The sequence below is a fragment of the Mucilaginibacter sp. genome (genome assembly GCF_039925265.1).
GTDB lineage: Bacteria > Bacteroidota > Bacteroidia > Sphingobacteriales > Sphingobacteriaceae > Mucilaginibacter.
On record NZ_JBDSZG010000012.1, the window covers coordinates 1 to 15,955 of the forward strand.

At 41.0% G+C, this 15,955-nt stretch carries 11 protein-coding genes; 3 read left to right on the forward strand and 8 right to left on the reverse strand.

Features of this window, described 5'->3' with window-relative positions:
* The first annotated feature begins 483 nt into the window (after positions 1 to 483).
* The gene (locus tag ABIX36_RS04630) at positions 484 to 1,605 is read left to right on the forward strand and encodes an AAA family ATPase (protein ID WP_348080994.1); all 1,122 of its coding nucleotides are present in this window, start codon (positions 484 to 486) and stop codon (positions 1,603 to 1,605) included.
* Between the two features lie 268 nt (positions 1,606 to 1,873).
* Here the strand turns inward: ABIX36_RS04630 and ABIX36_RS04635 are convergent, their stop codons facing one another.
* The 8 genes from ABIX36_RS04635 to ABIX36_RS04670 form a co-directional block, all read right to left on the reverse strand.
* Positions 1,874 to 3,475 carry a non-canonical purine NTP pyrophosphatase gene (locus ABIX36_RS04635; RefSeq protein ID WP_348080995.1) on the reverse strand — a complete coding sequence of 534 codons (1,602 nt, stop codon included), beginning with the start codon at positions 3,473 to 3,475 and terminating at the stop codon, positions 1,874 to 1,876.
* A complete protein-coding gene (locus tag ABIX36_RS04640; protein ID WP_348080996.1) occupies positions 3,468 to 4,463 on the reverse strand; it encodes a beta-ribofuranosylaminobenzene 5'-phosphate synthase family protein in 996 nt (331 codons plus the stop codon). The genes ABIX36_RS04635 and ABIX36_RS04640 overlap by 8 nt, the downstream gene beginning before the upstream one ends.
* Positions 4,441 to 5,145 carry a hypothetical protein gene (locus tag ABIX36_RS04645; RefSeq protein WP_348080997.1) on the reverse strand — a complete coding sequence of 235 codons (705 nt, stop codon included), beginning with the start codon at positions 5,143 to 5,145 and terminating at the stop codon, positions 4,441 to 4,443. The genes ABIX36_RS04640 and ABIX36_RS04645 overlap by 23 nt, the downstream gene beginning before the upstream one ends.
* Before the next feature lie 13 nt (positions 5,146 to 5,158).
* Positions 5,159 to 6,238 (reverse strand): DNA adenine methylase, encoded by a 1,080-nt coding sequence (locus ABIX36_RS04650; RefSeq protein ID WP_348080998.1) that lies wholly within the window; start codon positions 6,236 to 6,238, stop codon positions 5,159 to 5,161.
* Between the two features lie 527 nt (positions 6,239 to 6,765).
* Positions 6,766 to 8,331: a hypothetical protein gene (locus ABIX36_RS04655; RefSeq protein ID WP_348080999.1), complete on the reverse strand. Its 1,566-nt coding sequence runs from the start codon at positions 8,329 to 8,331 to the stop codon at positions 6,766 to 6,768.
* Positions 8,332 to 10,170, reverse strand: a complete 1,839-nt coding sequence (locus ABIX36_RS04660) for a glycosyltransferase (RefSeq protein ID WP_348081000.1) — start codon at positions 10,168 to 10,170, stop codon at positions 8,332 to 8,334.
* A 48-nt stretch (positions 10,171 to 10,218) separates the two neighbouring features.
* On the reverse strand, positions 10,219 to 12,300 hold the full coding sequence (locus ABIX36_RS04665; protein ID WP_348081001.1) for a cellulose biosynthesis cyclic di-GMP-binding regulatory protein BcsB: 2,082 nt from the start codon (positions 12,298 to 12,300) through the stop codon (positions 10,219 to 10,221).
* 13 nt (positions 12,301 to 12,313) lie between these two features.
* Positions 12,314 to 13,663: a HAMP domain-containing sensor histidine kinase gene (locus ABIX36_RS04670; protein WP_348081002.1), complete on the reverse strand. Its 1,350-nt coding sequence runs from the start codon at positions 13,661 to 13,663 to the stop codon at positions 12,314 to 12,316.
* Positions 13,664 to 13,792: 129 nt separating this feature from the next.
* Here ABIX36_RS04670 and ABIX36_RS04675 point away from each other — a divergent pair, with 129 nt between their 5' ends.
* Positions 13,793 to 14,869: a cellulase family glycosylhydrolase gene (locus tag ABIX36_RS04675; RefSeq protein WP_348081003.1), complete on the forward strand. Its 1,077-nt coding sequence runs from the start codon at positions 13,793 to 13,795 to the stop codon at positions 14,867 to 14,869.
* 40 nt (positions 14,870 to 14,909) lie between these two features.
* Positions 14,910 to 15,890, forward strand: coding sequence for an acyl-ACP desaturase (locus ABIX36_RS04680; RefSeq protein ID WP_348081004.1), 981 nt, complete (start codon positions 14,910 to 14,912; stop codon positions 15,888 to 15,890).
* Positions 15,891 to 15,955 lie beyond the last annotated feature (65 nt).

A 15,955-nucleotide genomic window follows, 5' to 3' on the forward strand; every position in this document is an offset into this window, starting at 1 on the left:
AGTTAAGCCCGCCAGAGCCGATGGTACTGCAGTAAAATGTGGGAGAGTAGGTCGGTGCCAAATCTTAATGCCGAAAGGCCTTAACAAGAACCCCGCGTAGCAATACGTGGGGTTTCTTCGTTTAAAACGGTCCATAGTACATGGTAGCTGCAACTGCTCCTCATCTTCCCTGCTATGAACTATCATCTATAAGCTATCAACCCCCTCCACTGTTCACGACACACAGATGAACACCGTGAACATATTCATGTCATTCATAATCAAGTTATTGCGAATTAACCCATGGTGTCAATATCCTGTCACCAACTTTGTTAGGGCGAGCCGGTATATTTGGGTATAAAAACGGTGCTATCTTAACTCGCCTCCATGCAGTTGGGAGCCTGCCCGAAAATTGTGAGCTTTTACTCATAAGCCGCGGACCCAGGTAGATTAGTAGTGCCGGAATACAATTTTACTATATCCCGCACAATTCACGTTACACCAATGGACCATAACCATACTGCAGAACGCCCGGATTATATCGAAAGCATCCGTGCCGAAGTAAGGGGCTTTAAATCGCGACCGGCCAGGCTACCGGCCAGGGAATACCGCCAACCGCCCGACCCGGAAGAAGGCCGCCACCTGTTTACCGTTTTTACGGGCAATCGCTGGATGGAACTTGGCCAGCGCGAACCCGGGGCTAAAATGCTTTTCGGGGAGTTTTGGCACCAGAACGAACTTTGTATCCTTTTTGCCGATACCAATGTGGGCAAATCGGTGTTGGCGGTGCAAATTGGCAATAGCGTAGCCCGGGGTAAGGCTATTGCGCCCTTTGCCCTGCAGGCCCCGCCCGCCAAAGTGCTTTATATCGATTTTGAGTTAACCACACTGCAATTTTACCAGCGCTATACACATACACAAGGTAATGACAGTTTTAACGATAACTTTTTCCGCGCGGAGTTCAACATTGGTAACAACGTTATGGGGACTTATGGCAGTACGGATGATGAAATTATAGCCGGCATTGAGTATAAAATTAAACTGGTAAAGGCCAATGTGCTCATCATTGATAACATCAGCTGCCTGCGGGGCGGTACTGAAAACGCTGCCGTGGCGCTGGGCCTGATGAAGCGCCTTAAAGAGCTTAAAACCCGCTTTAATCTTTCTATCCTGGTGTTGGCCCATACACCCAAACGGCGCAACCCCGGCTGGCCACTCTCGGCCGACGAACTGCACGGCAGTAAAATACTCATTAACCTGGCCGATAGCGCCCTTGCTATTGGCACCAGCAGCGCCCAACAGCACCTGCGTTATTTGAAACAAATTAAGCAGCGCAGCACCGCGCAGGTGTATGGCGAAGATAATGTATGCCTTTGCCGCATTATAAAGCACCATGATTTTTTGCAAATGCAGTTTGAAGGCAACAGCCACGAACGCCTGCACCTGCGCACCCGCGCCCCTCTGGATAAAGAGCTGCTCGCCACACGCGTAGCCCACCTGGCCGGTAAAGGCTACAGCCAGCGCCGGATAGGCATCGAACTGTGCATCTCGGTAGGTTTGGTTAATAAGCTGATGCCGAAGCCGCCGGCGGGAAGCGGTGCGGTGATAACACCGACAGCAAGTTAAAGGTTGTGCTGTAGCAGGTTTAGTGTTGACCGAACAAGCTAAGGCCGATTTAAGAAGTTGTTGTTAAGTCCCTTTGCGCTATCGCGAGCAGCAACCCATGCTGTGCATAGCCTAAATTTAATTACATAAAAGCAGATCCTGGCGAGTGTATGTAGCGCGGAGAATGGCATTAAGCAATCGTGACTTCCTAAAATGAACGGGTAATCAGCACACGCTCCCGCTCGGCATACCCGCGCCAAGTTGTGGACATTTGCGGCAGCAGCGATTGCTAAATTGTGTTAAGGACTTCTTTAACGGGAGCGTCGATATTGTTTTTAGCAATTTGTATCAATTTCTCTAAGAGCCTTGCATAAGCTTTGCCGGTCTGCGATAATTGGTAACAAGCAGTTCCATCTAGGTTTTTCTGGATATCGTAGTAAGGATGGAAATTCTGATTAAAATATCGACTTATATTGTTTTTATTTTTTGATCGTTCAAAATTGGCATCTCTAATTAAATGGGCTATTTCAGTTGTCGTATAAAAAATTGAAGGGTTTGACCTGTTTAGTATTCTTATAATAACATTTTGCAAACTATTGATATTTTTTAAAATAGGTAATTTTTTAAAATTAAATAGGTTTTCGTTTAATTGATACTCGTACTTCTTTTCAAATTTTGCAAATAGACTTTCAATAAGTTCTTCGTTTCTTATTATAGAAGATTTGTAGATTTCCTTAATCTTGCTAAGACCCATATTTTCCTGCTGGTGATCTTTTTCTTTAAACTTTTCATATGTTTTTTGAGCATCATTGCGGTTTCTTTCCAAACTTCTTTTGTATCTTGTTTTATCACTTGCGCTGACGTAAATGACTTTAATTTTTAGGGTTCCAGCGTATTTTTTTTTGAAATTCTCCACCTCTAAAGGCGAGCGAAAACCAGTGACTATTACCGGTATATTTTTAAATTTCGTAATATTGCTAATTATTTGATTTACAACAATAGACGGGTTTTCTTTTAAAGCGACCTCTGCGAAATCTCCGATATTTACGTTTGAATTTATTCCGTGTCTTTCATGATAACTCAAGTACATAAAATCACTTGCTTCGATGTGATAGTAGTTGTATTTTTCGGACAAATAGGTAGAGAGCGTAGTCTTGCCAGCACAAGTAGGACCGGAAATTAGAAAAACAGAGGGCTCAAATAATTGTAGTTGTTTGTAATTTATCTGAGCGTTTATGTAATTGTATTTCTCTAAGAATAGTAGCATTTCTTGAAACGCTTCTGCTCTAAAGTCGTATTTGTCTGCGCTTTTAATAGATAATAGACTTAATGGTTTGTTGCTACCGTCGGGAATGAACCATTTATTAAAAGTTTTGTCGTTTAACCAAGGGTATAAGGGTTGGGTTTTAATTTTCCACTCTTTTTTGGTAATCGTTCCCGAAGTAACACTTGTGAATGTAATATAATTTGTACCTAATTTATTTTGTAAGGTTTTATTAAGTGCTAAAACAACATCCGATCTTACCGTTACTCTTCTATCATTTCCAGCCTGCCGTAACATGTTGTCTATAGAAGAAAAGTTATTTTCTCTCATCCAATATTTTATATCAACACCAGGATATTCTCTGGTTTGCGATAAAGCACTTATGATAACTGACGTGTCCTCGATAAAAAAGAACTTTTCATCATGGTTGGGTACACTTTTCTTAAATCTCGCAATAGCATCTTCTACACTTTGCTTTAATAATTCATGCCGATCATCAATCCTTGGTTCTATGTAGCCAATACCATAGTTTTTTTGTTTTGATATATATACTGAAGCATCTCTACACAAATGCCGTGCATGCTCTAATTTTTCGTTACTGGATGTGATAAAAATTAGTTCAAGCATTATCAATAATTATAGTTCGACCAGAATTTTTGCTTGACGACGCAAATAATTCGCAATTAGGCATTTTGGATCTTAGTTTTTCAATAAGATCGACTACGTCGTCACTCGTGAAAAACAAACACGGGCCTAAACTTGACATCCCGACACATTTTGCACCAGCGTTATATAATATTTGTTCGTATAATTCTATCTCTCCTTTGTAAATGGACCTTTCCGCTTTTTTCCAGCCAGAAGTTTGGATTTTTTTTATAGCTGAAGAAAATGTCTCCTTATCAAGCTCTTTTATGCTAGCAACTAGCCCAAAAACCACCTCATATACAACTTTATGGACTTCCTCATTAGATAATAAAGCATTGGTTTTAAAGAAATTAACCTCCTGAATATTTGAGAGGCCTTTAACTTTATTTGGAATACAAATTCCAAAGTTCCAATTGGGCATTTTTCCCTGGGCAATTATTAGAGACTGTTTTGGGTTGTTTTCTAAAGAACTGGATGGCAAAAGATGTTCTTTTTTGTTTTTTTTCCCCACGTCGAAAACATATCCTCCTTCAAAATATGTCCGAACGCCAATACCCGATGTTCCTCCTCTTCCCGAATAGCTTGTTAATTGGTCGTTGTTAACGCTAATATCATTTAAAAGGAAGAGACCTTCGATAATGGCGAGTCGTATAGCAGTCCCCGAGCCAAAGCCTGAATGTGACTGAAGGCTGCCAGATACGGATATAGCAAGGTTTCTTTCTATACCATATTTTTTTTTGATGAATTCAATTTTGTTTTTGTGTCGGTCAATCTCTTGTTGACTAGTTGACATTTCCCGATTGTCTTTAAATATAAATTCGTCGGAATTTTTAATTTCAATATTAAGTGCTGGATAATCAATCGAGAAGCCAAAGCCCCCATTAACTCTATAACCTTTTTTGCTCATCGCAATTAGTGCAATATGCAACCGGGCAAATGTTTTTATTTTAACTACTCTTACTCCACTCACTTTCAAAGTATTCTAGGTATTTTACTGCGTAAGGACTTGTGTCTTCAAAATATATAGCTGGAGTATCTTTACTATTAATTTCTGGAAACACTGGACCTAAGATACACTTGTCATCGATGACGAATATACTATGTGAAGGTGTGTGTTGAAAATATCTATTTTCAAAATTTTGATGTGAATCCCTAATGGCTGCGAAACTTGTTTTTATATTTTCAAAATGTTGTTGTTGCCTTTCCTTCTGCAAAAATTCTTTGTCCGGTAGTAATATCCTAACCTCCACATCTCTCGTCAACGCTGCAAACAAGACTTTTCTTTCACTTAAAGTGTTATCTATGTCAGCAAAATCATTAAGAAATCGATCAGCGGTAACCCCCATTATATAAATTCTTTTCGTTGAGTTAACAATGAGATTAGCATAAAATTCCCTTTTATCTCTATCGGGCCTGATATCAATTATTTTCATGGATTCAAATTTTTCCATTTTTTTGAATTCATACCAACTAAGAAAAAGTTGCATTATGGCAACTATAACACCCGTTAGTAAACCTGAAAATATACTCGCCGTTTTACTGTTTTCCGTGGCATTAAAAAAAATAAAAAACAAGATTAGTGCGACAATTATTGCAGTTAAAATGACAAGTTTAAAGACGTTTACGTCAAACTTTTTATTGAAAATCAACATATTTTTTCTTAATTCAAATACCTATTATTAAGACTTCTCGATTCTTTTGTGCGTCACCATTTTGATGATTAAGGGCATATTTATAATGAATGCTTTTTGAGATTACTTTTTTTCCAAGTTTGTTAAGTATTTCAATAATATAATCAATGGACGGTATCCCGCCTTCTTTATATGAAAGTATTATTGTCGATTTTCTAAATTTATAAAGTAATTCTTCAAGTTTTTCACTTATGTTGTGTCGATTCAGGGATGGTTCAGGCAATTGATAAATTAAACGCCGATTAATTGTTTCATAATTAATCATTCGTTCCCAATTATTATAATTGGCTAGTCCTTCTAAAAAATGGTAGCATTTAAAATAGTCGGATGTTTCATGGTCATCTTTTTTTACAAAATATGGCGGATCAAAATAAACTAAATCGTAACCATCTGAATTCAAATCAAAAACCGACAAATTCAACGATAAACATTTTTTTTGATTATCAAATGCAGTTGTATTTGCTTCTTCAATAAATTTTTTAAACAACTCGTCAAATGGTTTTTCCCAGCTGGTTTTATTCCCAAAATTTCTCTTTACATCATTTAATCTAAGGTTTAAATTTTTCCTATGGAAAAGATTGAATGGGCGTTTTATCAAACAAGCTTGGAATAATGCGTAAAAAGACATCGCGTACTTATATTCGTCGAATGAGGGCGAACCGGCCCCAAACCTATTGTTAATATTTTCTGCAACGTTGTCAATCCATTTATTCTCGTTGTCGGTGTAATAAATTCCCTGGAAATTCTTTTCAACGATATTAGAAATAGAATTAAAATTTACGAGAGTCTCCAGTTCATTTGGATATAACCTTACGTCATTATTTTCAATTAGTGTTTTGCCAATTAAATAGTTAAATTTCAAGCTATCATTATAAGTTACATTTTTCCCCATTTTTTTAAATAAGTAGCTTACAGATGCTGTACCCCCAAATCCGTCAAGCACTGTTTCAAACGATAAATCTAATTCGTTAAGGACGTCGAAAATCCAAGAAATCATTTTTCTTTTGCTTCCTTGATACCTTGTTACTGGGAATTCTTTTAGGTTTATTATCACTATTAAAAAAAACAAAAATATCCTTTTATTTGGATAACTACTATTCAAATAGTTATGTCTTAAAAATAAGCAACTTTTTCTTTTTCAATCAAATAGAATCTATTACTGCCTACATCTGGTAGCATATAAAGCACACAGAAAATAAAAGGTACTACGGTCAATCCACCACCCAGTTTAAAACTGCTCTCTTTACCATCGTTCCCCCCTAAACCCGATTGGCGGAAAAGCCGCTTCCACCGGCGTCTTGTACAGAAAGCGGGGCGGAACCGCGGCGAAGCACTACAACAGCACCTTCTTTGAAAATAGAATCAAGAGGTAAGAATCAAGAGACAAGAAAGAAATGCATGGTGGTAAGGTCTTCGACAGGCTCAGACTGACACGTAGATATGCATGGCCTATACCTGTCCTGTGGGGTGCTGAAACAAGTTCAGCATGACGGGGTGATAAATCCGAAACTGCGTAGCCCTCTGGAGCACCAATTAAAACAATAAATCCGAAATCGAACATCCGAACTCCGAAATCAACCCCTACTTCACTACCCGGTATACTATCCAGTTTTCGGTTTCGTATACTTTTTTAAAGATGAGCTGCGGCAGGGTGCGTTTAATGCTCACGAGGTAGCGGTCGTTGAGTTGGGTGTAGCCGGTTACGAGGTTTTTGGCGGTGGCGATTACAATGTAGTCGGCAGCTTTATCGGGCGATTCTACCCCGCTCAGGAAGTTATCCTGGTAAGGCATTGTGAGCGATTTTATCTTCTGCGGTTCTACAAACGCTACCACGCCGTAAGCGGTGGCATCGTCCATTAATATATGGGCATCATCGGGCAGGCTGTTAAGGTATCCGGCTACGTCGGCATTATCGGCCTGGGTTTTGTCTTCGGTACGTTTGGTAAGTACGCTCAGGAAGTTGCGGTCTTCGGCAATGGGCGATGTTTTGAGGAAATACCAACCGGAGTACAGCTGCACTATTACCGATAGAACGAGCAGGATGCGGAACGACTTCTGATTTTTTACGGTTTGCGATTTAAACATTACGCACAGAAACGCCAGCACTATAAAGATGAGGTAGTATTGGTAGGCGAGGTAAACCTTATCGTACTTAAGGTGTAAAAACTCGATGAACGCGAAAGGTGTAAGCAGGGTGAGGATCTGGTAGGTGCTCTCCCTGAACAGGTAGATGGCTATCAGTATCATGGGGCAGAACAGTAGCACCCGGGCCGATAGCAGCAGACTGATCTCGGGGATCTGGTAGATGTTGTTGGTGGTTTGCTGGTCGAAGCTGAGCTTATCTATCAGCACGTTCCAGGTGGCGTAGGGGCTTTCGCTAAAGTAGTTGAGGTCGCTTGCGTGGGTAAGGTTCAGCAGCTTGTAGCAAAGCACTGCAACCAGCGGCAAAGCAAACAAAATAATGTACAGCGCGAAGGTTTTGTTCACCAGTTTACGCCTCAGCGACGGGCTGTTGAAGCTGAGGAACAGGCGGAAGATACTCTCCTGCTCGCCAAGGTTTAAGCTGTGGATGGTGATGGTAAGCACCAGCGGTAAAAAGAACAGCGTAAGCCATACAAACTTATAATCGCAAAAGATGAGTGTTACCAAACATATACTGGCAATAGATACGTGGAAGGTAGTATTGCTTCGATAGAATTTGAGCAGGTTGAGGAAGAACAGGAAAAAGAAGATGAGTACGAGGTACGTGCTTTTGCCGGAGGCCGCCGTATACAATATGCCGGGGTGAAACAGGAAGATAGCCAGCAGCAGGTACATAAAAAAGTCATCGTCGCGGCGTTTGATAAGGGTGCCTGCAATTACATGGAACAACATGCCCGTACCAATGGCCGACGCGAGTGCCGGTGCAAGCGTATAGCTGATGGAGGTGAAAAAGAAGGTAGCCATGAAGGGGATCATGGGTGATGTTAGGCCCATTACCTTTAAACGCGCGCCTACGCCATCGAACACTATGCGTGTTTTTTCGATGTAGAATAACGACTCATGGTTGTAGTACCCCAAATTGTTAAGATATATGGCAGCCACCAGGTAATATATGATCAATATAACCGTGAGGAAGATTAAATATAGCGACCTGCTGATTCTCATTTATTTAACAACGTTTGTTGGGTTATTAACTTTACTTAGGCCGTGGTTGGTTTTTTCCCAGTAGAACGGATTGGTAATTAACTGGTAAAGCCCCTTATAAGCCGATATGCTGTGCATTAGCCAGTAAATAGGGTTGGCTATGGCAAATAATATTAACTCGTAGTAGCGCCTTTTAAATACAGCCATCATGTTTATGTATATCATGAGGATGTTACCCACCATGAGGTTAAAGATAGACATGAAGAGCACCCAATCCGGAAACAGGGTACGGATAGATGACAGATCGAATACGATATAGCAGATGAAAAAGGTTAACAGCAGCGGGTACACCAAAAATATAATGGGTGTGGCACCTATAAAGAAGTTAAAGCCCAGGAAACCTTTCCAGCCTATCTTTTTTATGAGTGCAGCAGGGTCGCGCATGTGTACCAGATAGGTTTGCATGTAGCCCTTTATCCAGCGGCTGCGCTGACGGATCCAGTTGAAGGGTTCGTTGTTGGCCTCCTCGTAAGTGGTGGAGTTGATGATGGCAATTTTGTGCCCCTTTGCATAAGCGCGCACGCCAAGGTCGGCATCCTCGGTAACGTTAAAGGGATCCCAGGCACCAAGGTCAACCAGTTCCTGTAGTTTAAAGTGGTTACTGGTACCACCAAGCGGGATAGGGATATCCAGGGTATCCAGCCCGGGCAGCATATAATCAAACCAGTACGAGTACTCGAGGGTAAACATACGGGTAAGAAAGTTCTCGTTACGGTTGAAGTAGTTAAGGGCACTTTGTATGCAAATGTATTCTGACGGTAGTTTGCCAAATAGCGATACTACTTTCTTCAGCTGATCGGTATCGGGGATATCCTCTGCATCGTAAATGGTAAGGTATTTACCACGGGCAAAGTGCAGGCCGTAGTTACAAGCCTTAGGCTTGGTTTTAGGCATGTGGTAAGGTACTACGATCACCTCAAATATAGCCGGGAAATCGAGGTTACGTACCGCGTTAAGGGTTTTATCGTCGTCTTCCTCTATCAGCAGCTTAACATCCAGCTTGTGGCGCGGATAATCAATAGCCTGTAAGTTCCAGATGAGCTTTTTGATCAGTTTATCTTCCTTGTATACCGGTAGCAGGATGGTGTATATGGGTAGCTCGTCATCAAATACCAGCTTAAGCTCCTCTTTGGTAACCGCCTGGTGCAACTCAAACCTCGACCCAACCAGTGCCAGAAACAGTTTGAAGATGATTGCCACCAAGAAAAACGAACTGATGATAACGTTGATGATGATGGACGTATTCTTAAAACTCAATACCATCCCTACGGCCACAAGCGCTATCAGCACAAAGATAAAAACCAGCTGTGCCGATGAAAAGGTAACCACCGCCGAACTATCCGGATCGCGCTTCATCAGTTCAAAAACGGATGATTTAAGGTATTTTTCACCAATTAATTTATTGCTGAGCCATATAATATCAAGGTCCGACGCGATGATGATATGGGGCTCCATATCATAAGTGAACCGTATAAAATCTTTAAATAGTTCATCATCCGGGTTGGCCATTACCGTTACTACCTTCCCGTTTTCTATACGCAATGGCAGGGCAAGGCGCTCGTTGGCAAACGCGAGATCTATTTTATCTAAAACAGCCTGGTCGTATTCCATTTCCCTTATCTGGGCAAAGTCAATACCGGCGTTGTTTAAAGATCGCTCGTAGTTTTTGCGGGATATATAGCCAAGCGTAAGGGCTATCTTGATAAAAGATAAGCCACTTTCGCTTGAATAACTGTCAATCTTCCCACGATCAGTCGCAGTAATAAACCCATCATTGATCAATAACTCAGGAATCGACATCGCTATGAAAAAATTAATAGGTTAGTAAATGAATATGCACCAGGTACATTAATCATTAAATAACTCCTGTGATTTTTGAACTTTAGAGCGTATGTAAAGGAATGATAACAATATCAGCACCAATATAGCCAGCAGTATGTACAGGTTGTAGCTATCCCAAAACCGTGTAAGCGCGCTTTTGGTATCTATGTACTCCAGGTTGTCGCTGCTTTTGTTAATGTTGAACAGGTATTTATTGTTGTTTACATCAGAGATACAAACGTTGCTGCTTAACGTAGATAACTGCTCGGTTATTGATTTGGATGCCGATAAAAATGCTTCGGCGAGGTGCTTGCCGGTAGCGGTTAACACCAGTGTGGCGTTATTGCTTCGGCCGTAAAATATTTGCGCCAAGCCGTTTGAGGTGGTATCCGATAGCTGGTAAACCACAGTGTTATTGTCGGTTCGGTAAAGGCGGAAGTTTTTATTAAAATCGATTGGCGCATCCGGGAACTCTTTAAACATCTTATCGTCTTTACTCAAAAGTGCTATGATGTTGTTCTTTTTAAGATCAGAGGGCGGAACATCTTCCGAGTAAACAAACTCAGGGAAGTTGTTTGCATTAATGTTGTTGTTCAGCTCAAATATGATCTCGCCCATGGCGCCGGCAGCGTATTTGGCATATTCTTTTGTTACCACTATTTTGGTAGTACCGCTGTTAAAAGCTTCGGGATATTGATAGAAGCTCAGGTCGCTTGTGATGAAGGGGTTCTTAGATTCGAGGTAAGATTTATCTACGTCAACCTCGGCAAAGAAGTTAGTAAAGCTGTTTTTACAGTTACCATTGTTAGGGTAAAACCTAAACTCAGCCTCAAGTGTGTTGTATTTATGGTGCTGGTAACGGTTAATAGTAACGGTAGTATTTAGCTTGCCAGATGCATCCAGCTTTTCGCTGCTTAACAATAAACCGTTAAGGTAAATGTTAAAGAAACCACGATCGCCGGGGTTAAGGCTGCTGTAGTTACCAACTATGCGTATCTCTACTTCTTTTGGGGTAAAGCTAAAATCGGAGTTTTTAAAGTTGAAGGCGCTTTTTAATGAGCCAATACCCGAAAGGAAATCGCTAACGCCGCCAATTTGTTTTAACGATAGTTTAGAGCGGTTCTCATCGACAGTTTTAAAGAACTGGTTTTGAGCTTTATTCACCAGCAGGTAATCACCAAAGGTTGAGTTTAAGATGTTCATATTACCCAGCGCAGTGATGGTTTTTTCATAACCGGTATCATCGCCGCCTGTTACAAATAATATTTCGGTAGGTACTACTTCTTGTGAAACAGATTTTACCGGTATCAGACGCCCTTTCACATCAACCATACGTGTTATGGTATCTGTTACTGTGCTAATTGCTTTGTGCAGGTAAAATAAACCCTGGTTGTTTTGCGGGGTAACTTTCACCAAAGGGCGCTTATTTGCCGGCAACGACGATATGTTGCCTACCATAATATAGTTACGCACGGTATCGGGCAGCTTGTTAACCTCGTAAACGCTGATGTTTTTCTGTTGCGTTTTCTTTAACCTGGAGTAAGCCCATGCAACCGCCTTCAAATCGTGCAGGGTTGGGTTTGATGGATATACGATAGCTTTCTTACTGTCGAAGCAATTGCTGATGTTGATATTGTTAAAAAAGTTCTTGTTACTTTTTATCAGCGACAGGTACGAGTAGTTTTTTATTTTCAACCACATGGCGGGATTATCCAAATCCTTACATTGGTCATCTGTAATGGTTAAAAGGGTTTTGACGGCTATTTTTAGATAATTATCCGGCGATATATCGGCCCTGGTAAGGTTTACGGATATTTTTTGGATAGAATCTTTTGTTAAACGTGCACTGTAAACCGGTTTTGACCCGATGAATAAATTTACATAGGATCTATCCCTGATAAGGGCCTGCGACGGCTCAAAATATATTACCAGTTTGCTGCCAACTATTTCGTACTGCGGGGGAATCTTGAAATAGAACGAAGTGGCCCCGCTCATACCATAAACGGTTTCGTCATCGTCATGGCCCATCGCTTTGAACGACACAATAGTCTGCGCAAAAGATGTTGTGCTTAGAATTATAAAAGCCAATAAGGTTAATAATCTCTTCATCAGGTTGTTAGTATTAGTTTATTACGTAAAATTCTACTCTAAAATAGTTGCCGTTATCATCACTGCGGTACATCATCTCGCCGCCAAGCTCCTTGGTCATCAGCTTGGCTATAGATAAGCCCAGCCCAAGGCGGCTCTCAATACTTGCAGATGCATCGTTAAGTGTTTTAAGCTTGTTAAACATCATATCAAGCTCTTGCTGGCCAATGGCAACGCCCTCGTCTATGATCTCAAAAACAAATTTCTGGCGCTGCAAACTGGTAACAATTTTTATGTTGTTGTTTGTTTGCGAAAACTTTATAGCATTCGAGAGTAGGTTTTGGAACACCTGCCCCGCAAACACCCTATCCAACTTCACATTCAGCGGCAGTTTCAGAATATTATCAACCAGGTGGATGTTCTTCATCTGGGCTGTTTCCTGCAGGCCTTTAAATACATGCAGTACCTCGGCGTTAATATCAAAGATCTCCATGTTGAATTTCATCTCAGGCGATTCTATCTCTTTCACGTCCATCAGCTTGTTCAGCATGTACTGCATCTTCTCGGCCGATTCTGAAATGTAGCTACTCATTTCCTTTTGATCGGAACTGAGGCGATAATCCTCTTCTTTAAGCATGTTATTGCTCATGATGATCTGGCCAATGAGGTTCTTCAGATCGTGCCCGGCAATGTTAATAAAGCTGTTCTTCTGGTCGTCCAGTTTGCGCAGCTGCTCGTATTGGCTATCTATAATATTGTTCTTCTCGTTAATGTCGCGGTTTTGGTCTTTCAGCTGGTCGTTAGATTTTTCGATCAGAATTTGCGACCGTACCTCGCGCGCTATAACTTTATATCGCGCGTTTGGTATTAAGCAGGAAATAAACGCGATTACAAAAAAGAAGTTGCCGCCGGTGCTCACAACCAGGTCCAGCGGGTACTCGCTAAGCAGGTTGTAAAAAATGGCAAGCAATAAAATCGCCATCAGGGTTTGGATTACGGAGTTTATCGGTTCCCAAAATACCTGCAGGTTAAAAAATAGCAGGATGGCAGAGTAGGTGAGGAAATATATAAGCTGTGCCTCTAACTTTACAATATTGCAAAGTATGGCAGAGGTAAGAGAAAGGAAGAAAAAACAAAGGTGCAATAACGACCGGTAATTGTACTTTTTGGTTTGGAAGAAATTGTAGAGCCCTAATATGATAAGTACCGTAATGATGCGTACAATAGCAAATTGCAGCCATATATCATTTGAATATACGAAATCGACGATGGTAAAAAGGATAGGGTATATAAACACAATAGACCAAATAATATTATTAGTTTGGTACCAGGCCTTTTTTAATATTTCCCTTTTATATTCCTCTTTTGATATTTGAACAAACATTATTTGTTAAATTATAATAAGATTTCAGATCAGTTAATAGTAACACGATTAAATACTTTGAAAAATACAACTCTTAAACGATATAGTCTAAAACTACCGGTAAGGGCGTTATTTATAACTTTGATTATAATGATGCAGTGCCTTAGTGCAAAAAGTAAACCAATTCCCTCAAACGAAAGGTTACTGGCTTTTAAACGAGCAAAAAGCCTAAACAATGCAGTGAGCATTTCATGGCTGGAGCAATGGTGGAACAAGGGCGTTTTAAGTATAAACCCAATCAAAAAAAGCGACTATGAGTTAATTAAAAAACTTAAAATTACAAGCATCCGCCTTCCTGTGGCCTTTGAGCACTTCGAAACTACGAAAATTCCGATTGAGAAAGTATTTACTCACATTGATGAAGTTTTGAAACAATGTAAGGTATACGATATAAAGTTGATCATAGATTACCACTACGGTAAAATAAATGATAATAATTATTTAACCGAGACCCCAAAGGTGATTAACTCGTGGTTGTTATTAACCAAAAGGTATAAAAAAGAGAGCCCCAACCTGCTTTTTTTTGAAATATATAATGAACCGCCACCCATAAACCCCAAAGTGTGGAAAGATGCCGCATATAATATCGTTACTGCTATACGCAAAGTTGATGCCAAGCGCACGCTGATAGTAGGCGCATCAAACTATAACAGCATTTACGAACTGAGCCGGATGGAAAGATTAGCCGATGAGAACATTATTTATACTTTCCATTTTTACGAGCCTTTTTTATTTACCCACCAGGGTGCCGATTGGGTGGGCGACCAGGTGGCCACTACGGGGATTCCGTTCCCCTATGACGTGAAGAATTTCCCGCCCATGAACCCCAACGTAATTGGTACCTGGGGCGAGAACAATTATTTTCAATACAGGGTTGATGGCAACCAGCAATCGATAAAAGATAAATTACAGATAGTAAAGAACTGGAGCAACAAGTATTATGTACCCATTATTTGCGGCGAATACGGGGTTTACCGAAAGTATACCGATGAGGATAGCAGGATCAGGTATATTAAAGCGGTACGCCAGGCATTAAAAAATTTAGATATCCCTGGAATTCATTGGGATTACAACAGCAATTTTTCGATATTTAACGGTCCGCCGTCGGTAAAGAATTTGTCAGACGGTATGAAAGAGGCGATTGATTATAAACAGGCAAAACAATAATGTAATTTAATTGATTAACTTTGTAAGCTAATACTGTACTATGCATTTTTTCGAAGAAAAACGTAAGGAGGTAATGTCACATATCGAGCCCCATATGCTCGAGAAGATGTTCGAATACCTTAAACCTATCGATACTATTTGGCAGCCGTCAGATTTTTTGCCTGATGCATCCCGGTCTACTTTTTTCAGCGAGATAAAGGAATTGCAGGAAAGCGCTAAAGGCTTATCGTACGACCTGATAGCGGTACTTATTGGTGATACTATCACTGAGGAAGCTTTGCCAACCTACGAATCGTGGTTAACCATGGTAGAAGGCGTATCCGACAATGAAGAAGGCGGCTGGATGAAATGGACCCGCCACTGGACTGCCGAGGAAAACCGCCACGGCGACCTGCTGAACAAATACCTTTACCTGAGTGGACGCGTAAATATGCGTATGATGGAAGTAAGCACCCAATACCTGATAGCCGATGGCTTTGATATTGGTACCGGCCACGACCCATACCGCAACTTTATTTACACCTCTTTCCAGGAGCTGGCTACAAACGTATCTCACCGCAGGGTGGCATCGCAGGCAAAAAAAGATGGTGATGCATTACTCTCAAAAATGTGCGGTGTTATTGCCGGTGACGAAGCCCGCCACGCTAAAGCATACAAATACTTTATTGAGAAAATTTTTGAAGTAGACCCCAACGAGGCTATGCTGGCCTTTGAGGACATGATGCGTAAGAAAATTGTAATGCCGGCCCACTTTCTGCGCGAAGTTGGCTTAAAAATAGGCCAAACATTTGGCCACTTTACCGATGCCGCAGAACGCCTGGGTATTTATACCGCCCTGGATTACGTAGACATCCTGAAAGAACTGATAGAAGACTGGCACATTGAAAGCGCAACAGGTTTAGAGGAAAACGGCGAAAAAGCACGTGATTACATCATGAACCTGCCTGCCCGCTTATTGCGTGTAGCCGAGCGTATGAAAAACCCCATGCTCGAATACAAATTCAGCTGGATAAACGGATAACATCGCTTGAACAATATACACAGGAAAGCCTCCCGACTAACGTTAGGAGGCTTTCTTGTTTTGAG